Origin of the sequence: Streptococcus sp. 27098_8_12 (assembly GCF_041432115.1) — a bacterium.
In the GTDB taxonomy this organism is placed as follows: Bacteria; Bacillota; Bacilli; order Lactobacillales; family Streptococcaceae; genus Streptococcus; species Streptococcus parasanguinis_V.
In genome coordinates this window covers 1-26,934 of the sequence record NZ_JAPVZA010000004.1, presented here as the reverse complement: position 1 = coordinate 26,934, position 26,934 = coordinate 1, and the positions used below count along the sequence as shown (strand labels likewise).

The 26,934-nt window shown below is 41.6% G+C and carries 23 protein-coding genes; 20 read left to right on the top strand and 3 right to left on the bottom strand.

The window, feature by feature from the left end:
• Positions 1–83 precede the first annotated feature (83 nt).
• From O3629_RS02295 to O3629_RS02270, 6 genes are all read left to right on the top strand, one after another.
• Positions 84–1,784, top strand: a complete 1,701-nt coding sequence (locus O3629_RS02295) for an acetolactate synthase large subunit (protein ID WP_003004603.1) — start codon at positions 84–86, stop codon at positions 1,782–1,784.
• Positions 1,777–2,253 carry an acetolactate synthase small subunit gene (ilvN, locus tag O3629_RS02290; RefSeq protein WP_003010242.1) on the top strand — a complete coding sequence of 159 codons (477 nt, stop codon included), beginning with the start codon at positions 1,777–1,779 and terminating at the stop codon, positions 2,251–2,253. Before O3629_RS02295 ends, ilvN begins: the two co-directional genes overlap by 8 nt.
• 68 nt (positions 2,254–2,321) lie before the next feature.
• Positions 2,322–3,344, top strand: coding sequence for a ketol-acid reductoisomerase (ilvC, locus tag O3629_RS02285; RefSeq protein WP_003004157.1), 1,023 nt, complete (start codon positions 2,322–2,324; stop codon positions 3,342–3,344).
• Between the two features lie 76 nt (positions 3,345–3,420).
• Positions 3,421–4,671: a threonine ammonia-lyase IlvA gene (gene ilvA / locus O3629_RS02280; protein ID WP_125826528.1), complete on the top strand. Its 1,251-nt coding sequence runs from the start codon at positions 3,421–3,423 to the stop codon at positions 4,669–4,671.
• A 110-nt stretch (positions 4,672–4,781) separates the two neighbouring features.
• Positions 4,782–5,675, top strand: a complete 894-nt coding sequence (locus O3629_RS02275; RefSeq protein ID WP_003010253.1) for an SPFH domain-containing protein — start codon at positions 4,782–4,784, stop codon at positions 5,673–5,675.
• A 108-nt stretch (positions 5,676–5,783) separates the two neighbouring features.
• Positions 5,784–5,999, top strand: coding sequence for a hypothetical protein (locus O3629_RS02270; protein WP_006594972.1), 216 nt, complete (start codon positions 5,784–5,786; stop codon positions 5,997–5,999).
• A gap of 121 nt (positions 6,000–6,120) precedes the next feature.
• Here the strand turns inward: O3629_RS02270 and O3629_RS02265 are convergent, their stop codons facing one another.
• Positions 6,121–6,861: an amino acid ABC transporter ATP-binding protein gene (locus O3629_RS02265; protein WP_003010256.1), complete on the bottom strand. Its 741-nt coding sequence runs from the start codon at positions 6,859–6,861 to the stop codon at positions 6,121–6,123.
• Complete coding sequence (locus O3629_RS02260; RefSeq protein WP_371608659.1) at positions 6,861–8,423, bottom strand: ABC transporter substrate-binding protein/permease; 1,563 nt, start codon at positions 8,421–8,423, stop codon at positions 6,861–6,863. Before O3629_RS02260 ends, O3629_RS02265 begins: the two co-directional genes overlap by 1 nt.
• Before the next feature lie 117 nt (positions 8,424–8,540).
• Here O3629_RS02260 and O3629_RS02255 point away from each other — a divergent pair, with 117 nt between their 5' ends.
• The 9 genes from O3629_RS02255 to sufB all read left to right on the top strand — a co-directional run bounded on the left by O3629_RS02255 (position 8,541) and on the right by sufB (position 18,758).
• Positions 8,541–10,448, top strand: coding sequence for a DUF2207 domain-containing protein (locus O3629_RS02255; protein ID WP_371608658.1), 1,908 nt, complete (start codon positions 8,541–8,543; stop codon positions 10,446–10,448).
• 108 nt (positions 10,449–10,556) lie between these two features.
• Entirely contained in the window at positions 10,557–11,393 is an 837-nt protein-coding gene (locus O3629_RS02250) for an undecaprenyl-diphosphate phosphatase (protein WP_254733163.1), read from the top strand.
• Between the two features lie 135 nt (positions 11,394–11,528).
• Positions 11,529–12,266: an adaptor protein MecA gene (mecA, locus tag O3629_RS02245; RefSeq protein WP_003004768.1), complete on the top strand. Its 738-nt coding sequence runs from the start codon at positions 11,529–11,531 to the stop codon at positions 12,264–12,266.
• Entirely contained in the window at positions 12,263–13,420 is a 1,158-nt protein-coding gene (locus tag O3629_RS02240) for a glycosyltransferase family 4 protein (RefSeq protein ID WP_023919310.1), read from the top strand. Before mecA ends, O3629_RS02240 begins: the two co-directional genes overlap by 4 nt.
• 136 nt (positions 13,421–13,556) lie before the next feature.
• Positions 13,557–14,327 (top strand): Fe-S cluster assembly ATPase SufC, encoded by a 771-nt coding sequence (gene sufC, locus O3629_RS02235; RefSeq protein WP_003004238.1) that lies wholly within the window; start codon positions 13,557–13,559, stop codon positions 14,325–14,327.
• A 66-nt stretch (positions 14,328–14,393) separates the two neighbouring features.
• Positions 14,394–15,656, top strand: coding sequence for a Fe-S cluster assembly protein SufD (sufD, locus tag O3629_RS02230; protein ID WP_049485794.1), 1,263 nt, complete (start codon positions 14,394–14,396; stop codon positions 15,654–15,656).
• A 9-nt stretch (positions 15,657–15,665) separates the two neighbouring features.
• Complete coding sequence (locus O3629_RS02225) at positions 15,666–16,892, top strand: cysteine desulfurase (RefSeq protein ID WP_371496471.1); 1,227 nt, start codon at positions 15,666–15,668, stop codon at positions 16,890–16,892.
• The gene (gene sufU / locus O3629_RS02220; protein ID WP_371496469.1) at positions 16,879–17,313 is read left to right on the top strand and encodes a Fe-S cluster assembly sulfur transfer protein SufU; all 435 of its coding nucleotides are present in this window, start codon (positions 16,879–16,881) and stop codon (positions 17,311–17,313) included. Before O3629_RS02225 ends, sufU begins: the two co-directional genes overlap by 14 nt.
• A gap of 32 nt (positions 17,314–17,345) precedes the next feature.
• Entirely contained in the window at positions 17,346–18,758 is a 1,413-nt protein-coding gene (gene sufB, locus O3629_RS02215) for a Fe-S cluster assembly protein SufB (RefSeq protein ID WP_003010279.1), read from the top strand.
• 56 nt (positions 18,759–18,814) lie between these two features.
• On the opposite strand, the gene O3629_RS02210 is transcribed toward sufB, so the two are convergent.
• The gene (locus O3629_RS02210) at positions 18,815–20,056 is read right to left on the bottom strand and encodes a serine hydrolase (RefSeq protein WP_371608657.1); all 1,242 of its coding nucleotides are present in this window, start codon (positions 20,054–20,056) and stop codon (positions 18,815–18,817) included.
• Between the two features lie 205 nt (positions 20,057–20,261).
• Between O3629_RS02210 and O3629_RS02205 the strand changes: the two genes are divergently transcribed.
• From O3629_RS02205 to O3629_RS02185, 5 genes are all read left to right on the top strand, one after another.
• Positions 20,262–22,247 (top strand): peptide ABC transporter substrate-binding protein, encoded by a 1,986-nt coding sequence (locus O3629_RS02205; RefSeq protein ID WP_061590699.1) that lies wholly within the window; start codon positions 20,262–20,264, stop codon positions 22,245–22,247.
• 73 nt (positions 22,248–22,320) lie between these two features.
• Positions 22,321–23,820, top strand: a complete 1,500-nt coding sequence (locus O3629_RS02200) for an ABC transporter permease (protein WP_021154493.1) — start codon at positions 22,321–22,323, stop codon at positions 23,818–23,820.
• Entirely contained in the window at positions 23,820–24,746 is a 927-nt protein-coding gene (oppC, locus tag O3629_RS02195; protein ID WP_049488657.1) for an oligopeptide ABC transporter permease OppC, read from the top strand. The genes O3629_RS02200 and oppC overlap by 1 nt, the downstream gene beginning before the upstream one ends.
• Before the next feature lie 11 nt (positions 24,747–24,757).
• Positions 24,758–25,825 carry an ABC transporter ATP-binding protein gene (locus tag O3629_RS02190; RefSeq protein ID WP_070665174.1) on the top strand — a complete coding sequence of 356 codons (1,068 nt, stop codon included), beginning with the start codon at positions 24,758–24,760 and terminating at the stop codon, positions 25,823–25,825.
• A gap of 10 nt (positions 25,826–25,835) precedes the next feature.
• On the top strand, positions 25,836–26,762 hold the full coding sequence (locus O3629_RS02185; protein WP_003010296.1) for an ATP-binding cassette domain-containing protein: 927 nt from the start codon (positions 25,836–25,838) through the stop codon (positions 26,760–26,762).
• Positions 26,763–26,934: the final 172 nt, after the last annotated feature.

The following is a 26,934-nucleotide window of genomic DNA, read 5'->3' as shown; positions in this document are numbered from 1 at the left end:
ACTATTTTTCCTTGAAATATTTTCTAAAAATGGTATGATAGTAGCATGCTAATTTGATATACAAAGTACTGGAAAGGAGAGACATGGAGAAAATTACCTTAGAAACTGCAAAAACCGGTTCAGAGCTCGTTCTTGAAACCCTGCGTGATTTGGGCATTGACACGATTTTTGGTTATCCTGGTGGAGCGGTTTTGCCTTTATACGATGCCATCTATAGCTTTGAGGGTATCCAGCATATCTTGGGTCGTCATGAACAAGGATGCTTGCATGAGGCTGAAGGCTACGCTAAATCAACTGGAAAGCTGGGTGTCGCAGTCGTCACTAGTGGACCGGGGGCTACCAATGCCATTACAGGGATTGCAGATGCCATGAGCGATAGCGTTCCCCTATTAGTCTTCACTGGTCAAGTCAATCGTGCTGGGATCGGGAAAGACGCCTTTCAAGAAGCGGATATCGTGGGAATTACCATGCCCATTACCAAGTACAACTATCAAGTACGTGAGACGGCAGATATTCCGCGAATTATCACAGAAGCTGTCCATATTGCGACGACTGGACGCCCTGGTCCGGTGGTAATTGACCTTCCAAAGGATGTGTCTGCTTTAGAGACAGATTTTATCTATGAACCAAGTGTGAAGCTTCCAAGCTACCAGCCTACCATTGAACCCAATGAATTGCAGATCAAAAAGATTTTGAAGCAATTGAGTAAGGCTAAAAAACCAGTTCTTCTTGCTGGTGGTGGGGTGAGTTACGCTGGAGCTGCAAAAGAGTTGATTGCTCTAGCAGAGCGCTATCAGATTCCAGTAGTGACCAGTCTGTTAGGTCAAGGAACGATTGCGACCAGTCATCCTCTTTTCCTAGGGATGGGAGGAATGCACGGATCCTTCGCGGCCAATATCGCTATGACAGAGACAGATTTCATGATCAGTGTTGGTTGTCGATTTGATGACCGTTTGACAGGGAATCCAAAGACTTTCGCTAAAAATGCTAAGGTTGCCCATATTGACATTGATCCTGCAGAGATTGGGAAGATCATTGCTGTCGACATTCCTGTTGTTGGCGATGCAAAGAAAGCCTTGCAACAGTTGCTAGCAGAGCCAACGGTTCATAACAACACAGAAAAATGGATTGAAAAGGTGACCCAAGATAAGAACCGGGTTCGTTCATACGACAAGAAAGAACGGGTTGTGCAACCACAAGCTGTGATCGAACGCATCGGAGAGTTGACCAAGGGGGACGCTATTGTCGTCACAGACGTTGGACAACACCAAATGTGGGCAGCTCAATACTATCCTTACCAAAATGAGCGCCAATTGGTAACATCTGGTGGTCTAGGAACGATGGGATTCGGTGTTCCTGCAGCTATCGGAGCGAAAATTGCCAATCCAGATAAAGAAGTTGTTCTCTTTGTCGGAGATGGTGGTTTCCAAATGACCAACCAAGAATTGGCGATCTTAAATATTTATAAGGTTCCGATCAAGGTCGTTATGCTCAACAACCACTCGCTTGGGATGGTCCGTCAATGGCAAGAAGCCTTCTATGATGGTCGGACGTCAGAGTCAGTCTTTGATAGCCTTCCGGATTTCCAATTGATGGCGCAAGCTTACGGGATCAAGAATTATAAATTTGATAATCCTGAAACTCTTGAGAAGGATTTGGAAGTCATCACAGAAGATGTACCAATGTTCATCGAAGTAGACATTTCTCGGAAAGAGCATGTCTTGCCGATGGTACCAGCTGGTAAGAGTAATCATGAGATGTTGGGGGTGAAGTTTAATGCGTAGAATGTTAACAGCCAAACTTCAAAACCGCTCAGGTGTTCTGAACCGCTTTACTGGAGTCTTGTCGAGACGTCAAGTCAATATCGAAAGCATCTCTGTTGGCGCAACAGAAAACCCTAATGTATCGCGGATTACCATTATCATTGATGTTGCTTCGCATGATGAAGTAGAGCAAATCATCAAACAGCTCAACCGCCAAGTGGATGTGATCCGTGTCCGGGATATCACTGATAAACCACACTTGGAGCGCGAAGTGATCCTGGTGAAAGTTTCTGCACCTGCTGAGAAGCGAGCAGAAATCTTGGCCATTATTCAACCTTTCCGTGCGACCGTGGTCGATGTAGCCCCAAGCTCTATCACCGTTCAAATGACGGGAAATGCAGAAAAGAGCGAAGCCCTCATTCGTGTTATTCGACCGTATGGGATTAAAAACATCGCCCGCACCGGCGCAACCGGATTTACTCGAGATTAATTCTCACCTTAACATTGTTAACCCCGCCTTAAAAAGGCAAATAATATAATAGAAAAGAGATTTTACTTATGGCAGTTCAAATGGAATACGAAAAAGACGTTAAAGTACCAGCACTTGATGGTAAAAAAATCGCCGTTATCGGTTATGGTTCACAAGGTCATGCACACGCACAAAACTTGCGTGATTCAGGTCATGATGTCATCATCGGTGTGCGTCCTGGTAAATCATTCGATAAAGCAAAAGAAGATGGATTTGAAGCTTACCCAGTTGCAGAAGCAACTAAATTGGCTGATATCATCATGATCTTGGCACCAGACGAAATCCAAAAAGATATCTACAAAGATGAAATCGCTCCAAACTTGAGCGCTGGTAAAGCTCTTGGTTTTGCCCATGGTTTCAATATCCACTTTGGTTACATCAAAGCTCCTGAAGACGTAGATGTCTTCATGGTGGCACCAAAAGGACCAGGTCACTTGGTACGTCGTACTTACACTGAAGGATTTGGTGTACCAGCACTTTACGCTGTCTACCAAGATGCTACTGGTAACGCGAAAGACATCGCAATGGACTGGGCAAAAGGTGTTGGTTCAGCACGTGTTGGTCTTCTTTCAACAACCTTCAAAGAAGAAACAGAAGAAGATTTGTTTGGTGAACAAGCCGTTCTTATGGGTGGTTTGACAAGCTTGATCGAAGCTGGATTTGAAGTTTTGACAGAAGCTGGTTATGCACCTGAATTGGCTTACTTCGAAGTCCTTCACGAAATGAAATTGATCGTTGACTTGATCTACGAAGGTGGCTTCAAGAAAATGCGTCAATCATGTTCAAATACTGCAGAATTTGGTGATTTCGTGACTGGTCCACGTGTTATCGGTCCAGAAGTAAAAGAAAACATGAAAGCTGCCCTTGCTGATATCCAATCAGGTAAATTTGCACGTGAATTCGTTGAAGACCACGATGCTGGTTTCCCACGTTTGAAAGCTTTCCGCAAACAAGCTGAAGAACTTGAAATTGAAAAAGTTGGTGCTGAATTGCGTAAAGCAATGCCATTCGTTGGTCAAAACGACGATGACGCCTTCAAAATCTACAACTAATTGTCTGTAGAAGACTAAGCAAGTTGGGACACCCTAGCTTGCTTTTTTGATCAATACACAGCAACAGAGGTATGAAATGATAACAGCAAAAGATGTGGCCAAGGCCCATAAAATATTAAGTGGAGTCGTTGTCAATACGCCCCTTGAATACGACCACTATTTATCTGAAAAATATGGGGCAAAGATTTATTTGAAAAAAGAAAACGCCCAACGTGTTCGTTCTTTCAAGATTCGTGGAGCGTATTTTGCAATTTCTCAACTTTCAAAAGAAGAGCGTGAGCGTGGGGTAGTGTGTGCATCTGCGGGAAACCACGCGCAAGGAGTTGCTTATACTTGTAATGAAATGAAGATTCCAGCAACCATCTTCATGCCGATTACAACACCACAACAAAAGATCGGCCAAGTCCGATTCTTTGGTGGGGATTATGTAACAATCAAGTTGGTCGGGGATACCTTCGATGCATCAGCTAAGGCTGCCCAAGAATTTACTCTTGCAGAAAAACGGACCTTTATTGACCCGTTTGATGATCCACACGTACAGGCTGGCCAAGGAACAGTGGCATACGAAATCCTTGAGGAAGCTCGAAAAGAATCGATTTCTTTTGATGCTGTCCTTGTCCCTGTCGGTGGAGGAGGCCTCATTTCAGGTGTTTCTACCTATATCAAAGAAACGGATCCTCGGATTGAAGTCATTGGGGTAGAGGCCGAAGGAGCGCGCTCCATGAAGGCTGCTTTTGAAGCAGGTGGTCCCGTCAAATTGCCAGAAATCGATAAGTTTGCAGACGGGATTGCTGTGCAAAAGGTGGGACAATTGACTTATGAAGTGACCCGTCAACATGTGGAAACCCTGGTTGGGGTCGATGAAGGCTTGATTTCAGAGACTTTGATTGATCTTTATTCCAAACAAGGGATTGTAGCTGAACCAGCGGGAGCAGCTAGTGTAGCATCCCTTGAAATCTTGCGCGAATACATCAAGGGGAAAACCATTTGTTGTATTATCTCAGGTGGGAATAATGACATCAACCGTATGCCTGAGATGGAAGAACGTGCCTTGATCTACGATGGAGTAAAACACTACTTTATCGTCAACTTCCCACAACGTCCAGGTGCTCTTCGTGAATTTGTAAATGATATCCTAGGACCAAATGATGATATCACACGTTTTGAATACATCAAGCGTGCTAGTAAGGGAACAGGACCTGTCTTGATTGGGGTTACTTTGGCTAATAAACATGACTATGCAGGCTTGGTCAACCGTATCGAGCGTTTTGATCCGTCTTTCATTAACTTGAACGGCAATGAAACACTCTATAATATGCTGGTCTGAGTATCATACAGAAACAATCAACTATTTAAGCAATATATTTTTATGGAATATATTGCTTTTTTATGAAGACTTGTGATATGATATGCGTAAATTAAAAGGAGGAATTTTTTATGCCTGGATTTTTTATCTTTATTTTATTCTTGCTAATGGTTGCAGGATTCATTGTGATTAGCTCACTATATGTGGTCAAGCAACAATCTGTTGCCATCATCGAGCGTTTCGGACGTTATCAAAAAATTAGCGATAGTGGCATTCATATGCGAGCGCCTTTTGGCATCGATAAAATTGCCGCACGAGTTCAATTGCGCGTCTTGCAGAGTGAGATCGTGGTTGAAACAAAAACTCAGGATAACGTATTCGTTACCATGAATGTGGCGACGCAATACCGAGTGAACGAAAGCAACGTAAAGGATGCCTACTACAAACTCATGCGTCCAGAATCACAGATTAAATCATACATTGAAGATGCTTTGCGTTCTTCTGTGCCTAAGTTGACCTTGGATGAATTATTTGAGAAAAAAGATGAAATCGCTCTTGAAGTTCAAAAACAAGTGGCAGAAGAAATGTCAACTTATGGATATATTATTGTTAAAACCTTGATCACTAAAGTTGAGCCAGATGCCGAAGTGAAACAATCCATGAACGAGATCAATGCAGCGCAAAGAAAACGCGTGGCAGCTCAGGAGTTGGCAGAAGCAGATAAGATCAAGATCGTCACTGCTGCCGAAGCTGAGGCGGAAAAAGACCGTTTGCACGGGGTTGGTATTGCTGAGCAACGGAAGGCCATTGTCGATGGATTGGCAGACTCTATTAAAGAGTTAAAAGGTGCGAATGTAGACTTGACCGAAGAACAAATCATGTCTATTCTCTTAACCAACCAGTACTTGGATACCTTAAATAATTTTGCAGATAAAGAAGGGAATAATACGATTTTCCTACCAGCAAACCCAGATGGTGTCGAAAACATTCGTACACAAATATTATCCGCCTTGAAAGCAAAGTAAACTTTTTATCATTTTTTAAAAAAGGTTCGTATTTTCAGCGATTTTAGTTGACAAAATGTGCAAAAAAATTTATATTAGTATTGGAAATAATAATATAGGAGAAAGATAATGGCTAAATCGAACTTTGAAAAAGTAGAATCAGTTGTTGGATGGGTACGTGATAAGAAAATTACTGGGTATCGTATCAGTAAAGAAACAAATGCCCGTGAAATGTCTATCATTGCCTTGGCTCAAGGACGTGCAAAAGTAAAGAACATCTCGTTTGAAACTGCACTTGGATTGATTGATTTTTATGACAAAAATCATCAAAAATTCGAAAATTAATTTGTTGTTCCAATTGAAAACCAGAGAGTTTGCTCTCTGGTTTTTTTCTATGCCTCAAAAGCAGAAACGATACAAAAAAAACAGCTTGCTTCCATACTGGTAAGCAAACTGTTTCAAGAGATTAATGTAAGAAGCGTTGAAGGAATTCCTTGGTCCGTTCTTCTTTTGGATTGCTAAAGATTTCTTTTGGATCTCCTTGCTCAGCGATGACACCCTTGTCCATGAAGATGACCCGGCTAGAGACATCGCGGGCAAATTCCATTTCGTGGGTGACGACAATCATGGTGAGTCCTTCTTTTGCAAGGTCCTGCATGATTTTCAAGACTTCCCCAACCATTTCTGGGTCTAGGGCAGAAGTCGGTTCATCGAAGAGAATGGCATCAGGATCCATTGAGAGGGCCCGTGCGATGGCGACACGTTGCTTTTGACCACCTGAAAGTTGTTTCGGACGGGCAGCCCAATATTGAGATCCCATACCGACTTTTTCAAGGTTTTCTTTGGCAACTTTCTCTGCAGTTTCACGATCGCGCTTGAGGACGGTTGTTTGTGCAACGATGGTATTTTCTAAGACGTTTAAATTTTCGAAGAGATTAAAGCTTTGGAAAACCATCCCTAATTTCTCGCGGTAGTGGGTAAGATCATACTCAGGATCAAGAACATTTTGCCCACGATAGAGAATCTCTCCAGCTGTAGGAGTCTCTAGAAGATTGATGGAGCGAAGGAAGGTTGATTTTCCGCTACCAGAGCTCCCGATGATGGAGATCACCTCTCCTTTTTCAACCGTAAGGGAAATATCTTTCAAGACTTCATTTTGACCATAAGATTTTTTTAAATGTTGAATTTCAAGAATTTTTTCTGCCATTATTTCACCTCATTGACTTGCATTTGATTGGCACCTGTAGTATAAGTATCAGAATCTAAGCGACGTTCGATGTAGCGAAGAATTCGTGTGATGGTAAAGGTGAGAACGAAGTAAATCACAGCGATGATCGTAAAGGTTGGGAAGTATTGATAGTTTTGAGTTGCGATCGTATTTCCTGTAAAGTACAGTTCAACTACAGAGATAACATTCAAAACAGATGTATCCTTGATGTTAATAACAAATTCATTCCCTGTTGCTGGCAAGATATTGCGAACAACCTGTGGAAGGACGACCTTGCGCATGGTTTGTCCATGGGTCATTCCTAGAGCAGTCGCTGCTTCAAACTGACCTGGATCCACTGCTAAGATCCCACCACGAACAATCTCACTCATATAAGCTCCGGTATTGATTGATACGATAAAGATGGCGGCCCAGGTACGATCCAAGGAAATGTTGAAGGCTTGGGCGGAACCGTAGAAAATGACCATGGATTGAACGATCATCGGAGTTCCACGGAAGATTTCAATGTAGACATTGAGGAACCAACCAAAGGCAGTTTGGCATCCAGCAAGGACTTTATTTTTAGCCTTCGGAGCTGTCCGGAAGACACCGATTAACAAACCGATAATCAACCCAGCGATAGTTCCAGTCATAGAGATTAAGAGGGTCATTCCAGTTCCCCGTAAGAACTGTGGGCCATTATCCTTTAAAATCTTCGTCATTTGGCTAAAGAATGTCTGCTTATCATCACTAGCATCACTGGAAGCTGGTTGCTTCTTAATCATATCATCCATGAGTTTGACTTGGTCTTCAGACGAAATCTTAGCTAGTGCGGCATTGACTTGGTCAATTCTAGTGTCACCCTTCTTCATCCCGATAGCGATCGTCGCATCTTCTTCCCCAACTTCAAATCCTTTTTTGAATTGAATCATCTTAAATTTAGAATTAGCGGACTCGGCGGTTAAGGCTTCGGGACGTTCAGAAACATAGGCATCAATAACACCCGATTCTAAAGCTTGACGCATCTGGGCAAAATCACCCATTGCAGTTTCTTGTTTCACACCCTTGAGTTGGGAAATGAGAGAATAGAGGTAGACCCCTTGTTGGGAGGTGACCTTTGCATCCTTAAAGTCATCTAGACTAGTGGCGTTTGCATAGTTTCCATCTTTACGAACGAGCATGACCGGTTCACTGGTATAGTAGCTCTTGGAGAAGGCGACCTCTTTTTTACGTTCAGCGGTTGGACTCATCCCAGCGATAATCATATCGATTTTACCAGAAGTGAGGGCTGGAATTAAACCGTTCCAAGATGTTTTTACGATCAGAGGTTTTTTACCTAACTCCTCAGCAACTTTTTTGGCAATTTGGACATCGTACCCATTAGCATATTGATTGGTACCGTCAATTTTAACAGCTCCATTTGCATCATCTTCTTGGGTCCAGTTGAAAGGAGCGTAGGCCGCTTCCATTCCGATTCGTAAATAGTCATCTGCATGAGCAACCTGTGTGATCCCCAGGCAAATGAAAAGCCCCGTTAAGAGCGCGAATAATGTTTTTTTCATTTTTTCTCCTCTTCCTTATTTTAACTTCTCCTATTGTACAGTAAAATAGGCTGCATTTCAAACATGGTCCTCTTTTTATTTAAAAAATGCTATAATAATACAAAGGAGCGTGATCAAATGAAAAAGTATTTGTATGTTTTTTTCGCCTTTCTGGCCTGCCTTTTTGTCAGTCAGAATGTCCATGCATCTAGTCCATCTTATGATGTACTTTACTATGGTGGAACCTTGACCTTGGACACCTGGGACGATGCCACCTATGAGGAAGAACTGGTTTATTATTTCAAAGATTCTTATAGAGGGCAGTATGTCAGTCTAGGAACTGCGGGCAACATGCCACAAGGGTTTGCAATTGAGATACCGCCAAAGGTTGAGGTGGAAGGTCGTGATCTTCAAAGAGAACCCGAGATTACGAATCTAGGTGATGGCTACCGAGTGAAAATTTATAACAGTGGTGTAGCGACAGATACTGTCAAAATTAAAGTTACATGGAAATTAAAAAATCTCCTCTATTCACACAAGGATATCTTGGAGTTGAACTGGAAACCGATCACAGATGGCGATCAGAAGGTGGATGAAGTCCAATTTCGTGTTATTCCTAAGTTTGCACCAGCCAATGCCCAATCGGAACTGTATATCCATACAGCCTTTATGGGACCGGATGTGACTGTAAAAAAAGAAGATGGAATCTATTCTGCCACTTTCTATAACCTAGGCAAAGGAAAGGCTGTGGAGTTGTATGGTTACTGGTTGAAGTCAGACCTAACTACTTTGTATGATTCTGGTCGAAATACAGGATTAACCAAATTGGATGAATTTCACAAGAACCAAGCTAAAATTGAACAGGAAAAATACTGGACACGCATGTTTTGGAACTGGATCTTGCCAGCTTTAATTATTGCACTCTGGCTTCTTTCTCTCTTGGGTCGCAATCGGTTCAAAAAAATGATTTGGCCTGGTGTGACCTATCCGACTGATACTCGTCTTTACGAGATTCCACAGGATATTGCACCTCTTGTCATGAGCTCGGTTGTTTATTCAGCTGAATTAGACGAGGCCTCCCCGACCAATAAAGAGAAGGCGACTCCGCCGGTGTTTACATTTGAAAAAATGCTTCAAGCTACATTGCTGGATTTGATGGATCGTGGAGTGATTGTCTACGAGCAACAAGGAAATGAAGTCGTTTTGACCAGGAAGTCTCATGGACATGTGGATGATTTTGAACGCTCCTTTATGAATATGGCTTTTGGGGATCAAGTTTCCTGTCCTGTTAACCGTCTCTTTGAAAATTATAAATTTAGTGATGATATATACAAACATGCCAAAAAAGCAGATCAAGATGCTATTCGTTCGCTAGGAAGTAGGGCTCAGGCTCACTTTGATACGGCTGTCAACCAGGTAGCCAGAGATGTTCATCGCAAGGTGGAAGATCTCCATTTGCCAAGCTACTATCGCCCTTTAGAGGCAAATGAAGAAGCGCAAGCTAGACGAAGCCTCTTCTTTGGTTGGGCTGCTTGGTTTATCGCCCTTGGAGCAGAAATCTTTGCCATCTTTGGGATGGGTTGGTTCTCGGTTCCTTGTTTGATAGGGATCCTCATACTTTGGTTTATGCCAGTGCGCTTCAATGGTGTCTTTAAAGCATGCTTACGAGATGGGGTTGTCAATCTTGCGGGTGCTGAGCAACGCTATTACTGGGATAGTTTTGGTCGGATGTTAAAAGAGATTGCTCACCTCAACGATGCAGAGTTGCAGTCTCTTGTCCTATGGAACCGCTTATTGGTCTATGCGGCCTTGTATGGTGTAGCCGATCAGGTCACAAAGGTCATGAAACTTCGGAATATTCAGTTAGAAAATCAAGCCTTAAATGCTTTCGTTTACACCCCATTCTATCATGATGTGACCCACTCAAGTCATGCCATGTCTACTTATGGATCGACAGCATCGACAGCTAGTCATTTCACAGTTTCTTCTGGTAGTGGAGGAGGCTTCTCTGGCGGAGGAGGCGGAGGAGGCTTTGGTGCCTTCTAAGCAGCACTAAGAATGGTCTTAGTCTCTCTTACCCTTCTAGTTTGGAAGGCCTGGTCCGGTCCATAGATTTATGATATAATAGAGCAAATGTAAGTTTAGGAGAAAAAGATGTTTCTGATCGAATTAATCAAAGCGATCCTTTTTGGGATTGTCGAGGGGATTACAGAATGGCTACCGATCTCAAGTACAGGTCACTTGATTCTACTACAGGATTTTGTGCAGTTTAAAAACCAAGATCCAGCCTTTATGGAGATGTTCAATGTTGTGATCCAATTGGGTGCGATCCTAGCGGTTGTGGTAATTTATTTTGATAAATTATATCCGTTTAAACCAGGGAAATCAGCAGTAGAAGTGCGTCGGACCTGGCAGTTATGGGCAAAAGTTGCAGTTGCAACCCTCCCGCTTGTCTTTGTTTTTAAATTAGATGATTGGTTTGAGGCGCATTTCCACAATTCGATTTCCGTTGCAATTATGTTGATTACCTACGGGATTGCCTTTATCTATTTGGAAAGACGGGAACAGGTCGAACCTGCAGTGACAGAGTTGCATAAGTTACCTTATCGAACAGCTCTTTATATCGGACTTTTCCAAGTCTTATCGCTATTTCCAGGTACAAGCCGTTCAGGTGCTACGATTGTAGGGGGCTTGATCAATGGTGTTAGCCGTCCAGTGGTGACAGAGTTTACCTTTTATCTGGGTATCCCGGCTATGTTTGGGGCTAGTCTCTTAAAGGTTGGGAAATTCGCTCTTGGCGGGCATTCACTTGCACTAGGGCAACTTTTTATTCTACTGGTAGCGATGGGAGTGGCATTCGTAGTCAGCATGTACGCCATCCGCTTCTTGACAGATTATGTGAAAAATCATGATTTCACCGTCTTTGGGAAATACCGTATTGTTCTTGGTTCCATCTTGTTATTGTATGGCCTCTTCCGTGTTATTTTCTAAGAGAACGGTTGAACTCGATCAAATTGTTTATTGAGGTTGGAGACTTTTGTCCTGACCTCTTTTCTATGCATCCTTTTTTTGAATTCTATCCATTTTTTTAGTATAATAGTAAGACTAGAAGTATGAGGTTATGCTATGAAGATGAAGCAAATTAGTGATTCAACAATTAAGATCACGATCCAACTAGAAGACTTAGAAGAACGTGGGATGGAAATTGCTGATTTCCTTGTCCCACAAGAAAAAACAGAAGAATTTTTCTACGCTATTTTGGATGAGCTCGAAATGCCAGAAAGCTTCCTGGATAGCGGGATGCTTAGTTTTCGTGTGACACCAAAACCAGATAAACTGGATGTTTTTGTTACCAAATCAAAAATTGACCAACAATTGGATTTTGAGGATTTGTCAGATCTTCCTGATATGGAAGAGTTGTCACGCATGACGCCAGATGAATTTATCAAAACCTTGGAAAAAACAATCTCTGATAAGACAAAAGGGGATGCAGAAGCTATCCACCATTTGGAACAAGAAGAGTTGCGGGACAATCAAGAACAAGATCCTACATCTGAAGCACCAGTAAGTCAGTATATTTATTACATTTTGCGTTTTTCAAATATCCAGCAAGCAGTTGCCTTTTCAAAAACGGTCAGCTTTCCAGTGGATACCTCTGAATTATACAAAATGGGATCTGATTATTATTTAACTGTCTTGATCGATACAGAGGATCAACCAAATCAATATCCAACCTGGTTACTTGCTATCATTCGGGAGTATGCGGATGATTCAGAAGTGACACGGGCCGTTCTGCAGGAACATGGTCATTTATTAATGGTGTCTGGTGCGATTGAGAATTTGAAGAAAGTTGCTAGCTTATGATGTCCTTTTCCTTGCAATTTGTTCTGGTGCTGATTGGAACTTTTATGATTGCCTTGGTATTGACGCCCTTGGTTCGCCTATTCTCCTTTAAGATTGATGCCGTAGATTATCCGAATGCGCGTCGGATCAATACCAAGCCCATGCCAAGCGCGGGTGGACTGTCTATTGTGATTGCTTTTTCAATTGCGACTCTTGTGTTTATTCCTATGCTGACATCCACTACCGCACCAATCAAAAGTTACTTGTCCTATACCTTGCCGGTCGTAGGAGCGGGATGGATTATCGCTCTTACAGGCTTGATCGATGATGTAAAAGAGTTGTCAGCCAAGAAAAAGATGATCGGTATCCTGCTGGCAGCGAGTCTAGTCTGGTTTTTGACAGATTTTCGGCTGAATGATTTCAAGATTCCATTTGGTGGTCCCTTACTTCATTTTGAACCATGGCTATCGTACCTTTTGACAGTGATTTGGATTGTTGCCATTACCAATGCGGTCAATCTGATTGATGGATTAGATGGCTTGGTGAGTGGGGTCTCTATTATTTCCTTGGTGACAATGGGGATTGTGTCCTATTTCTTTCTTCCAGTACCCAATCTCTTTCTGACCATGACGATCTTTGTCTTGGTTGCGTCCATCGCTGGCTTCTTTCCCTTTAACTACCATCCAGCCATTCTCTATTTGGGAGACACCGGTGCCTTGTTTATCGGATTCATGATTTCTGTCTTGTCCTTGCAAGGTTTGAAAAATGCAACGGCAGTTGCGGTAGTCACGCCCATGATTATCCTCGGAGTACCGATTACAGATACCTTTTTAGCCATTATCCGTCGGACTCTTTCTGGTCAAAAATTTTATAAACCGGATCGCAATCACTTGCACCACCGACTTCTGTCTCTGGGCTTGACACATCGGGGAACTGTACTTGTGATCTATGGAATTTCGATGATTTTCTCCTTGATTTCTCTCTTGCTCAACATCTCGAGCCGCATTGGGGGTGTCCTACTTGTGATCGGGCTCTTATTTGGAGTAGAGTTGTTAGCGGAATTGATTGGGGTACTGGGGCCACATCATAGTCCTTTGTTAAATGTTCTGCGCTATATAGGGAATTCTTCCTATCGGGAGGAAGTTCGTCAAAAACGAAAAGAAAAAACTAAATAAGAATAGTTCTAATCAAAAGAAAAGCCATTTAGGCTTTTTTTTGATATACTTGAAAGGTAAAAAAAATACTTTGTGATGAAGGAATCTTTGCTTTGAGAAGCCTTCCAGACTTCAAAGTAAAAAGAAAGGGAATGCAATGTCGACATTAGAAATTAAAGACCTTCACGTTGAAATTGAAGGCAAAGAAATTTTAAAAGGTGTAAACCTGACCCTAAAAACTGGTGAGATCGCAGCCATCATGGGACCAAACGGAACAGGGAAATCTACTCTGTCAGCTGCCATTATGGGAAACCCAAATTATGAAGTAACCAAAGGGGAGATTCTGTTTGATGGTGTCAACATCTTAGAATTGGAAGTAGACGAACGTGCACGGATGGGCTTGTTCCTTGCCATGCAATACCCTTCAGAAATCCCAGGGATTACCAATGCAGAATTTTTACGTGCAGCCATGAATGCTGGTAAAGAAGAGGACGAGAAGATCTCTATTCGTGATTTCATCAAAAAATTGGATGAAAAGATGGAATTGCTCAACATGAAAGAAGAAATGGCAGAACGCTATTTGAACGAAGGGTTCTCAGGTGGTGAGAAAAAACGCAATGAAATCCTTCAATTATTGATGTTGGAACCAACATTTGCCCTTTTGGATGAAATTGACTCTGGTTTGGATATCGATGCTCTTAAGGTCGTATCTAAAGGGGTTAATGCAATGCGGGGTGAAGGTTTTGGAGCGATGATCATCACCCACTACCAACGTTTGTTGAACTATATTACTCCTGACGTCGTTCATGTGATGATGGAAGGTCGTGTTGTGCTTTCAGGTGGACCAGAATTGGCTGCACGCTTGGAACGTGAAGGCTATGCCCAACTCGCAGAAGAACTCGGTTACGACTATAAAGAAGAACTATAACCTGATGACAAGTGATCTAATGTTGTCATAAAATCAAACAGATAGTATCTTTATTAGGAGAAAAAAATGAGTATTGAAAATATTACCCTCTTTTCGGAACTGCATGCTGAGCCAAGCTGGCTGCAAGATTTACGAAAAAAAGCTTTTGACAAGATCGATCAGTTGGAATTGCCAGCCATTGAACGCGTCAAATTCCACCGCTGGAATCTTGGGGATGGGACGATCACAGAAAGTGAGGCTTCTGCCAATGTTCCCGATTTTACAGCCCTCGATTCAAACTTAAAATTGGTCCAAGTTGGAACTCAGACTGTTTTTGAACAGGTGCCACAAGCCTTGGCAGACCAAGGAGTCCTTTTTACAGATTTCCATTCTGCCCTAGAAGAAATTCCGCAGGTGGTAGAAGACTACTTTATGTCTTCGGTTAAATACGATGATGATAAACTAGCAGCATACCACACAGCTTATTTTAATAGTGGGGCTGTCCTCTATATTCCAGATAACGTCGAAATTTCAGAACCAATCGAAGGCATTTTCTACCAGGATAGCGACAGTGATGTACCTTTCAATAAACACATTTTGATTATTGCAGGCAAAAACAGCAAGTTCAGCTATTTGGAACGCCTAGAATCAAAAGGTGATGGCTCAGCAACAGCAACTGCTAATGTGACGGTTGAGGTGATTGCCCGCTCAGGTGCCCAAGTGAAATTTGCGGCGATTGACCGTCTGGGTGAAAATGTCACAGCCTACATCAGTCGACGTGGGAAACTAGGTCAGGATGCCAGCATTGATTGGGCTATCGGTGTTATGAACGAAGGTAACGTGGTTGCAGACTTTGACAGTGACTTGGTTGGAAACGGAAGTCATGCAGATTTGAAAGTCGTTGCTTTATCAAGCGGTCGTCAGGTTCAAGGAATTGACACCCGCGTGACCAACTTTGGTTGCAACTCGATCGGAAATATCTTGCAACACGGGGTTATTCTTGAAAAAGGAACCTTGACCTTCAACGGAATTGGTCATATTATCAAGGGGGCTAAAGGAGCAGATGCTCAGCAAGAAAGCCGTGTCTTGATGTTATCGGATCAAGCGCGTTCAGATGCCAATCCAATCCTTTTGATTGATGAAAATGATGTCACAGCAGGCCATGCTGCATCGATCGGTCAAGTGGACCCAGAAGACATGTATTACCTCATGAGTCGTGGTCTGGATCAACACACAGCGGAACGATTAGTGGTGCGTGGTTTCTTGGGATCTGTTATTGTTGAAATCCCAGTTAAAGAAGTACGTGATGAAATGATTGCCACCATTGAAGAAAAGTTATCTCAACGCTAAGGAGAAACAATGCTAGATAAAAATACGATTGCTCAAGATTTTCCCATTCTCGATCAACTAGTTCACGATGAGCCTTTGGTTTATCTAGATAATGCAGCGACGACGCAAAAACCTAAACGTGTTCTTGAAGCAGTTAATCACTATTATTTGCAAGATAACGCCAATGTTCATCGTGGAGTCCATACTTTGGCTGAACGAGCGACAGCAGCCTATGAGGCAGCGCGTGAGAAAGTCAGAAAATTTATCAATGCTTCATCAACCAAGGAAGTGCTCTTTACAAGAGGGACAACGACTGGACTCAACTGGGTAGCCCGCTATGCAGAAGAAGTCCTAAAGGAAGGGGATGAAGTCCTAATTTCCATCATGGAACATCACTCCAACATCATTCCTTGGCAGCAAGCCTGCAAGAAGACGGGAGCGAAACTGGTCTATGTCTATCTAAAAGATGGCTTACTGGATATGCAGGACTTAAAGAGCAAGCTTAGTGAGAAGACAAAATTTGTCTCCATCACCCATGCTTCGAATGTCTTAGGGGTGGTCAATCCGATCAAGGAAATTGCTCGATTAGCTCATGAAGTTGGAGCGATCATGGTTGTAGACGGGGCTCAATCAACCCCTCATATGGCCATTGATGTACAAGACTTAGATGCGGATTTCTTTGCTTTTTCTGGCCACAAGATGGCTGCACCAACAGGGATTGGTGTCCTCTATGGGAAAGAAGAAATCTTAGAGCAAATGTCTCCGATCGAGTTTGGGGGCGAGATGATTGACTTTGTTTACGAGCAATCTGCCTCTTGGAAGGAATTGCCTTGGAAATTTGAAGCTGGAACACCTAATATGGCGGGCGCAATTGGTCTTGGTGCAGCGATCGATTACTTAGAAGAGCTGGGGATGGACCAGGTAGAAGCGCATGAGCAAGAATTGATTGCCTATGTGTTTCCAAAATTACAGGCTATCGAAGGCTTGACCATCTATGGTTCCCAAGACTTAGCCCAACGTTCTGGCGTCATTTCCTTCAATCTAGGAGATCTCCATCCGCATGACTTAGCAACAGCATTAGATTATGAAGGGATTGCTGTTCGTGCAGGTCACCACTGTGCACAACCGCTCCTTCAATACCTACAAGTCCCAGCGACAACGAGAGCAAGTTTTTATCTCTACAACACCAAAGCGGACTGTGATAAATTAATTGAGGCATTGATCAAAGCAAAGGAGTTTTTCAATGGCACTTTCTAAATTAGATTCGCTGTACATGGCGGTCGTAGCTGACCATTCAAAACACCCCCACCACCAAGGACAGATTGAAGATGTTGATCAGATCCAACTCAACAATCCAACTTGTGGAGATGTGATCCAGTTAAGTGTGAAATTTGATGAGAATGACAGGGTGGAAGATATTTCCTTTGTGAATTCAGGCTGTACGATCTCAACCGCTTCAGCTAGTATGATGACGGATGCTGTAATGGGAAAAACAAAAGAGGAAGTTGAAGAATTGGCACAGGTCTTTTCAGAAATGGTCCAAGGCCAATCAGATCCTCGGCAAGAGGAGTTGGGAGATGCAGCCTTCTTATCTGGAGTCTCAAAATTCCCACAGCGGATTAAATGTGCGACCCTCTCCTGGAATGCTCTCAAAAAAGCGATCGAACGTAGCAAATAATTAAAAGAAGAAACAGAGAAAGAAAGGAAATTATGGCTGAAGAAAGAGTCGAACCGAAACCAATTGATCTCGGTGAATATAAATTTGGATTTCACGATGACGTTCAACCCATTCTCTCTACCGGGAAGGGATTGAATGAAGCGGTTATTCGTGAATTGTCTGCAGCAAAAAATGAACCAGAATGGATGCTCGAATTCCGTTTGAAATCTTTTGAAACCTTCAAAAAGATGCCCATGCAAACCTGGGGAGCCGATCTATCAGAAATTGACTTTGATGATTTGATCTATTATCAAAAACCTTCGGATAAACCTGCCCGTTCATGGGACGAAGTTCCAGAGAAAATCAAGGAAACCTTTGAGCGTATCGGGATTCCTGAAGCGGAACGTGCTTACTTAGCGGGGGCTTCTGCTCAGTATGAATCAGAAGTGGTTTACCACAATATGAAAGAAGAGTTTGAAAAGTTGGGGATTATCTTTACCGATACGGATTCTGCCCTAAAAGAATACCCAGACCTTTTCAAACAGTATTTTGCGAAGTTAGTACCACCAACGGATAACAAATTGGCTGCCCTCAACTCAGCAGTCTGGTCTGGTGGAACCTTCATTTATGTACCAAAAGGCGTAAAAGTAGATGTTCCCCTTCAAACTTACTTCCGTATCAACAATGAAAATACAGGTCAGTTTGAGCGTACCTTGATTATCGTGGATGAGGGAGCAAGCGTTCACTACGTAGAAGGCTGTACAGCACCGACCTATTCAAGCAATAGCTTGCATGCTGCAATTGTTGAGATCTTTGCCTTGGATGGAGCTTATATGCGTTACACGACCATCCAAAACTGGTCTGACAATGTCTACAACTTGGTCACCAAGCGGGCCAAAGCTCAAAAAGATGCCACAGTTGAGTGGATCGACGGGAACTTAGGAGCCAAGACAACCATGAAGTACCCATCTGTTTATCTGGATGGAGAAGGAGCGCGTGGGACCATGTTGTCCATTGCCTTTGCGAATGCAGGTCAACACCAAGATACAGGTGCCAAGATGATCCACAATGCCCCTCACACTAGCTCGTCTATCGTATCCAAATCCATCGCGAAGGGTGGCGGAAAGGTAGACTACCGTGGACAAGTGACTTTCAACAAGAACTCTAAGAAATCAGTTTCTCACATTGAGTGTGACACTATTATCATGGATGATTTATCTGCATCAGACACGATTCCATTTAATGAAATCCACAACTCACAAGTTGCTTTGGAGCACGAGGCCAAGGTTTCAAAAATTTCAGAAGAACAACTTTATTATTTGATGAGTCGTGGTTTGTCTGAATCAGAAGCGACAGAAATGATTGTCATGGGATTTGTAGAGCCCTTTACAAAAGAACTTCCAATGGAATACGCCGTTGAGTTAAACCGACTCATTAGCTACGAAATGGAAGGATCTGTAGGATAATTCATTTTCATCAATCAAAAATCACAATGGATTTGACTCCATTGTGATTTTTTTACTTATAATTTTTCGTTGACATAACGAACAAATTCATTCCACCAAACCTTTAAGAAAAAGCTTTTCTCAATGGTTCTTCCTGCTACCATATCGACTGTTGGTTCTTGATCTTCTAAGTAGCCACGTCCGATTTTATCTGGATCAGTGTAGTGTAATTTTCCAAGATTTGTGCCTGATTTGACAGGTGCTCGGAATGATTCTTGGTCACTCTTGAATTGAATTTTTGGTTCTGCTTGACTGCCTTGCTTTTCAACGATATAGAAGTCTTTTTTTGCAACAGCTAAAACAGTCTCTGACTTCCCATCCATGATAGTTGCCTTACTTTTTCCGTAGGGATCTCCTTCTTTGACGACAATGGAAGAAACAAAGGTCCGTACCACGTAGTTCATCAGAGAAGAAGTAGCCACAAAGCGTGCATATGGATCACCGTCAACTGCCTCCACTCCTAGGACAACTGTGATCATATGGATGCCATTTTGCGTCGTCGATGCAGCAAAGGTGATGCCACCTTTGGTAGAGTTGCTGACCCGAAGTCCGTCGACTCCCGAACGGTAATTCGGCATGCCTTCTAGCATCAGATTGGGGTTTTCAATCTGCGTGTTTGAAAAAAGAGCAGTGGGCTTTGAAGTATATTTGGTCACTTCAGGAAAATCCTGGAGTAAGTGCTTGGCAATAACAGCAATATCATAAGCACTCAATTGATTTTCGTCTTCTTTCCCGTCAGGATCTCCGCTGATGGTTTGAGTATTTAATCCGGTAGCATTGATTAAATGAGGAGATTGAATGCCCCATTCAGCAAGTTTTTTCTTCATTTTTTCAACGAAGCTTTTCTCAGAGCCCCCCACTTTCTCAGCTAAGGCCAAGGCAGCAGTGCTAGAATTTCCAACTAAAAGAGCAGTCAATAACTGTTCAACCGTATATTGGTTCGCTTCCATAGGAAGAGTACCAGCACCTTCGATATCATTTAAGGCCAGAGCTTTCTCAGACAATTTAATAGGATCTTTCAGAGAAAGTTTTTTTTCATGAATGGCTTCGAAAATCAGATAAGTGGTCAAGAGTGTAGATAGTCCCCCCACATCTCGCTTTTTCTCTGAATCCTTTTCATATAAGATTTTACCTGAATCAGCTTCAACAGCAATAGCACTTTGAGCAGGAAGTTCTAGCTCGTCTGCTAGAACGACTTGATAAGGTAAACTGCATAACAGCAGGATGAAGGTTAAAAAAGAAAGAAAGAATTTTTTCACAGTTGTTTCCTCGTTGCTTAGTCCTCTCTATTGTATCATACAAATGATTAATGGAAAATCGTAAAATCATCAATTAGGCTAAAAAGTCAATCATAGCAAGGTTTTTGGCTGGTGTTGAAGCAAATATTCAGAAAATTTAGTTTACTTTTTTTTCTACTTGTGATATAATCTTAAACAAATCTAAAAAAACTATTGGAGAATTCCTATGAAAAAAGGTAAAGTATTCGCAGTTGCCGGAGTAACACTCCTTGCAGCTGGATTGTTAGCTGCATGTTCTGGTTCTAATACTAGTAAAGCAAGCTCAGGCGAAGACAAAAACTATGGTTATGTCTACACTTCAGATCCAACAACTTTGGACTATACAATTTCTTCTAAAGCTGCTACCCATGACATCACTACAAATGTGGTAGACGGTTTGTTAGAAAATGATAAATACGGTAACCTTGTACCTTCACTTGCGGAAGACTGGTCTGTTTCTAAAGACGGTTTGACTTATACCTACAAGATTCGTAAAGGTGTCAAATGGTATGATGCGGATGGTGAAGAACACGGCGAAGTGACTGCCAAAGACTTCGTGACTGGTTTGAAACACGCTGCTGATAAAAAATCAGAAGAACTTCCACTAGTTCAAGGCTCAATCAAAGGCTTGGATGATTATGTGCAAGGAAAAACTACAGACTTCAGCCAAGTTGGTGTCAAAGCGGTTGATGATTACACACTTCAATACACATTGAACAAACCTGAAACTTTCTGGAACTCTAAAACGACTAACGGAATTTTGTTCCCAATAAGCACAGAGTTCTTGAAGAGTAAGGGAGATGATTTTGGTCAACCAAACGATGTGAAGTCAATCCTTGCAAACGGACCTTTCCTTCTTAAATCAATCACTTCAAAATCATCTGTTGTATTTGAAAAGAATGACAACTACTGGGATAAGAAAAACGTTCACCTGAAAGAAGTAAAATATACTTATTACGATGGATCAGACCAAGATTCATTGGCACGTGGATTCTCTGATGGTGCTTATACAAAAGCTCGCCTTTTCCCTGCAAGTTCAAACTTTGCAACTGTAGAGAAAAAATATAAAGACGATATCTTTACTACACCAGCAGGATCAGGTGTAGCAGTTCTTGGCTTTAACCTTGATCGTCAATCTTACAAACACACTGCAAAGAAATCCGATGCTGAAAAATCTTCTACTAAGAAAGCAATTTTGAACAAAGATTTCCGTCAGGCCGTCACTTTTGCCTTGAACCGTGAAAGCTACTCAGCACAAGTCAATGGTAAAGAATTTGCTAAACCAGCTATCCGTAATACATATGTTGCACCTGCGTTCGTACAAGTAGATGGAAAAGACTTCGGAAATGTAGTTGCAGATAAGTTGACTACTTATGGAGACCAATGGAAGGGTATCAACCTTGCAGATGGTCAAGATGGTCTTTACAACAAAGATAAAGCGAAAGCACAACTTGAAAAAGCCAAAGCTGAACTTCAAAAAGATGGTGTTCAATTCCCAATTCATATTGATGTACCGGTAGCACAAAATTCTACAAACTTTGTTTCACGGATGCAATCTCTGAAACAAACTGTGGAAGATACTCTTGGTAAAGACAATGTCGTTCTTGATCTTCAAATGATGGACTCAGACGAAGTGTTGAATATTACTTTGAATGTGCCATCAGCTGCAGACGCAGACTGGGATCTTCAAGGAATGGTAGGATGGAACCCAGACTATGATGATCCATCAACTTACCTTGATACTCTTCAACCAGCTTCTGAGGACCAAACAAAAGTTTACCTTGGTTTTGCAGGTGGTGTAGATAACCCATCAGCAAAAGCTGTAGGTTTGGATGAGTTTGCAAAACTTCTTGACGATGCAAACAACGAAACACAAGATGTTGTGAAACGTTATGAAAAATACGCAGCAGCTCAAGCTTGGTTGACAGATAGTGCGATTGTTATTCCAACGATGTCAAGTACAGGTGCTGCAACAGTTGTTTCTAAGGTAGTTCCATTCTCTGAACCATCATCACAAACAGGTAACAAAGGTTCAACATACTTGAAATACGTTGAAGTTCAAGATGAGCCGGTTACTAAGAAACAATACGATGAAGCCCTTAAGAAATGGCAAAAAGAAAAAGCTGAGTCAAACAAAAAAGCTCAACAAGATCTTGAAAAACACGTTAAATAATTAAATTATTGATTTTCATTAGAACTTTCTCTTCTAGGGGAGAAAGTTCTTTTGGACATTAAAGGAATGAAATATGAAAAAATATGTTTTTATGCGTATTTTGCGTTCGTTAGTGTCGATCTTTCTCGTCACGACATTAACCTACATGATTATCTATACGCTAACACCGAGAAATCTCATCTTTAAAAATGACCCCAACTACAATAAAGTAGCGAAGACAAAAGATTCGAAGATCAACTACGAAAATACAGTCTATGATCGCATGGGTTATTTGGAATACATGGATTCAAAGAGCTTGCAACAAAAAGCAAGTAAAGAAGATTCTTCTGTAACAGTTGATGCGACTACTGCTAATGAAAAGATCTATAAAGAATACATTAACAAATTAGGTCATGGTTGGCAGTTGAAACGTTTCCCAGAAAGTAAGTCTTTTTATGCGGTGCGTGAAATTCCGGTTTTTGAACGTGTCATCAGCTTCTATGCAAATTTGATTCAGTTTGATCATCCAGGTTGGGTGAAAGATGCCTCAAATCCAAACCTCAAACGCTATATCCGTATTGAAAATGATCCATCTATTGGTTGGTCAGTTGTAGGTTCTGGTACGAAACACAAATACCTCTTGTACTTTAATGGTCAATTCCCATATGTACACCAAAACTTTGTGACCTTAAACCTTGGAAATTCATATCCAACTTATTCTAATACCCCAGTTCTTCAAGTTATTACACAAGGACAAGGAACGACTAAGAAGAGTGAAGTGAACTTCCCGACAGGTAAAAAGACATCTTCAATTGATATCTACTCACGTACCTACAAATCACCAAGTAAGGCAGACTCACAAGACATCAGTCGATTTGGTAAAGGGGACGCTTATACAGCAACGTTGAGCAACTATGAGAATCCATCCATGATTGCATCTTCTTCAATCATTGGTTTGATTGGTATTGCGATTGCTTACTTGATTGCGATCCCATTAGGGTCTTACATGGCTCTGTTCAAGAACTCATGGTTTGATAGCATCTCAACAGCAACCTTGACATTTATGATGTCTCTTCCAACTATTGCCCTTGTTTACATTGTGCGTCTAGCAGGTTCATTTGTTGGACTTCCAGACTCATTCCCAGTACTTGGAGCACAGGACTGGCGTTCATATGTATTGCCGTCTCTGATTCTTGGTTTGTTGAGTGCGCCATTTATCGCAGTTTGGATTCGTCGTTACATGATCGATATCCATTCGCAAGATTTCGTCCGTTTTGCTCGTTCAAAAGGATTGTCAGAACGTGAGATCTCGAGAAAACACATCTTCAAAAATGCGATGGTTCCATTGGTATCTGGTATTCCAGGTTCTATCATTGGAGTTATCTCAGGTGCGACACTTACTGAAACAGTCTTCGCTTTCCCAGGTATGGGTAAAATGTTGATTGACTCTATTAAAGCATCAAACAACACCATGGTCATCGGACTTGTCTTCATCTTCACATCACTTGGTATCTTTGCTGCCATGTTAGGTGATATCTTGATGACAGTGCTTGATCCACGAATTAAATTAACGAATACGAAAGGAGGCAAATAATGGCTACAATCGATAAAAATAAATTTCAGTTTGTAAAACGCGATGACTTTGCCTCTGAAGTAATCGATGCTCCAGCGTATTCATACTGGAAATCTGTATTCAGACAATTCTTGAAAAAAAGAACCACGATCATTATGCTTGCTATTTTGATTGGGATTCTCTTGATGAGTTTTGTCTACCCGATGTTTTCAAATTTTGATTACAACGACGTAAGTAAGGTAAATGACTTTTCAGCACGTTTGAATCCACCAAGTGCCAAAGCTTTCTTTGGTACAGATAATAACGGTAAATCCCTCTTTGATGGAGTTTGGTTTGGTGCTCGGAATTCAATTATCATTTCCTTCATCGCCACTGTTATTAACGTGGTAGTCGGAGTTATCGTTGGTGGAATTTGGGGGATCTCAAAATCTATCGACCGTATCATGATGGAAGTTTATAACGTTATTTCAAACATTCCATTTATGTTGATCGTTATCGTCTTGACTTACTCAATGGGATCTGGTTTCTGGAACTTGATTCTTGCCATGTCCTTAACAGGATGGATCGGAATTGCTTATACCATTCGTGTCCAAATCATGCGTTACCGTGATTTGGAGTACAACCTTGCCAGCCGAACATTAGGAACACCAACAATGAAAATTGTTACGAAAAATATTTTACCTCAATTGGTATCTGTTATCGTGACACAAACATCACAGTTGCTTCCAAGCTTTATTTCTTACGAAGCCTTCCTTTCCTTCTTCGGACTGGGTCTTCCAATTACAGTTCCAAGTTTGGGACGGTTGATTTCTGACTATTCTCAAAACGTAACTACAAATGCCTACCTATTCTGGATTCCGCTTACTGTTTTGATTTTAGTATCCTTGTCATTCTTTATCGTCGGACAAAACTTGGCCGATGCCAGCGACCCACGTACACATAGATAGGAGGAGTAGATATGACATCAAATAACAATATTATTTTATCTGCTCAAGATATCGTAGTGGAATTTGACGTGCGCGATCGCGTACTGACAGCTATTCGTGGCGTATCGCTTGAGCTAGTAGAAGGTGAAGTGCTTGCCTTGGTTGGTGAGTCAGGTTCAGGGAAATCAGTTTTGACAAAGACGTTCACCGGAATGTTAGAAGATAATGGCCGTATTGCCCAAGGTTCGATTAAATACCGTGGTCAAGAATTGACAGATTTGAAATCGAATAAAGATTGGGAAAATATTCGTGGATCTAAGATCGCTACAATTTTCCAAGACCCAATGACAAGTTTGGACCCAATCAACACAATTGGTTCACAAATTACAGAAGTCATTATCAAACACCAAGGGAAAACAGCTAAAGAAGCCAAAGAAATGGCTTTGGACTATATGGAGAAAGTTGGAATTCCAGATGCTGAACGTCGTTTTGATGAGTATCCATTCCAATATTCAGGTGGGATGCGTCAACGGATCGTTATTGCCATCGCCTTGGCCTGCCGTCCAGATATCTTAATCTGTGACGAACCAACAACAGCCCTTGACGTAACCATTCAAGCGCAAATCATTGATTTGTTGAAATCCCTTCAAAAAGAATACCAATTTACAGTTATCTTTATCACCCACGACTTAGGTGTGGTTGCAAGTATTGCAGATAAAGTAGCCGTTATGTATGCTGGAGAAATTGTTGAGTTTGGTAAAGTAGAAGAAATTTTCTACGATCCAAAACATCCATACACATGGAGCTTGCTTTCAAGCTTGCCTCAATTGTCAACCTCAGATGGTGATCTTTACTCTATTCCAGGGACTCCACCATCATTGTATGCTCCAATTAAAGGAGATGCCTTCGCACTTCGTTCAGACTATGCGATGCAAATTGATTTTGAAGAAGAGGCACCTGCTTTCAAAGTAACCGATACTCACTGGGCTAAGACATGGTTGCTCCATCCAGATGCACCAACAGTTCATAAACCAGAAGTAATCGAAAACCTTCACGAAAAGATTGGCTCAAAAATGGGCTTCACTCAAATTACAGAATAGGAGGAAGGAAATGACTGAAAAATTAGTTGAAATTAAAGATTTAGAAATTTCCTTCGGTGAAGGAAGTAAAAAATTCGTTGCTGTAAAGAACGCCAACTTTTTCATTAATAAGGGAGAAACTTTCTCTCTTGTTGGTGAATCAGGAAGTGGTAAGACAACAATTGGGCGTGCGATCATCGGTTTGAATGATACAAGTGCTGGAGAAATTATTTATGACGGTCGCAAGATCAACGGAAAAAACTCTCATAGTGAAAAATCAGAGTTGATCCGTAAAATTCAAATGATCTTCCAAGACCCAGCAGCAAGTTTGAATGAACGTGCAACAGTTGATTATATTATCTCTGAAGGTTTGATCAACCACCATTTGTTTAACAGCGAAGAAGAACGTCAGGAAAAAGTAAAAAATATTATGCATGAAGTTGGGCTTCTAGCAGAACATTTGACACGTTATCCTCACGAATTCTCAGGTGGTCAACGTCAACGGATCGGTATTGCCCGTGCACTTGTCATGGAACCAGAATTTGTCATTGCAGATGAACCAATCTCAGCCCTTGACGTTTCAGTACGTGCGCAGGTCTTGAACCTTTTGAAAAAATTCCAAAGAGAATTAGGCTTGACCTACCTCTTTATCGCCCATGACTTGTCAGTTGTGCGCTTTATTTCTGACCGTATTGCAGTTATCTATAAAGGGGTTATTGTAGAAGTAGCAGAAACTGAAGAGCTATTTAACCACCCAATCCATCCGTACACGCAATCGCTTCTTTCAGCGGTCCCAATTCCAGATCCAATTCTAGAACGTAAAAAAGTTCTAAAAATCTACGATCCAGAACAACATGATTACTCGGAAGATAAACCACAAATGGTTGAAATTAAACCAGGTCATTATGTATGGGCTAACAAAGCTGAAGAAAACAAATACAGACAAGAATATAAATAGAGAGGATTCCCTCTCTATTTTCTTTATTACTTTCAAAAAAACATTCAAAAAAATAAAAAATTTTTTAAAAAAGTGTTGACAGTAAGGAGAGGTCATGATATACTAATATAGTTGTCGCGCGAGAGCGACAAAGACCTTTGAAAACTGAACAAGACGAACCAATGTGCAGGGC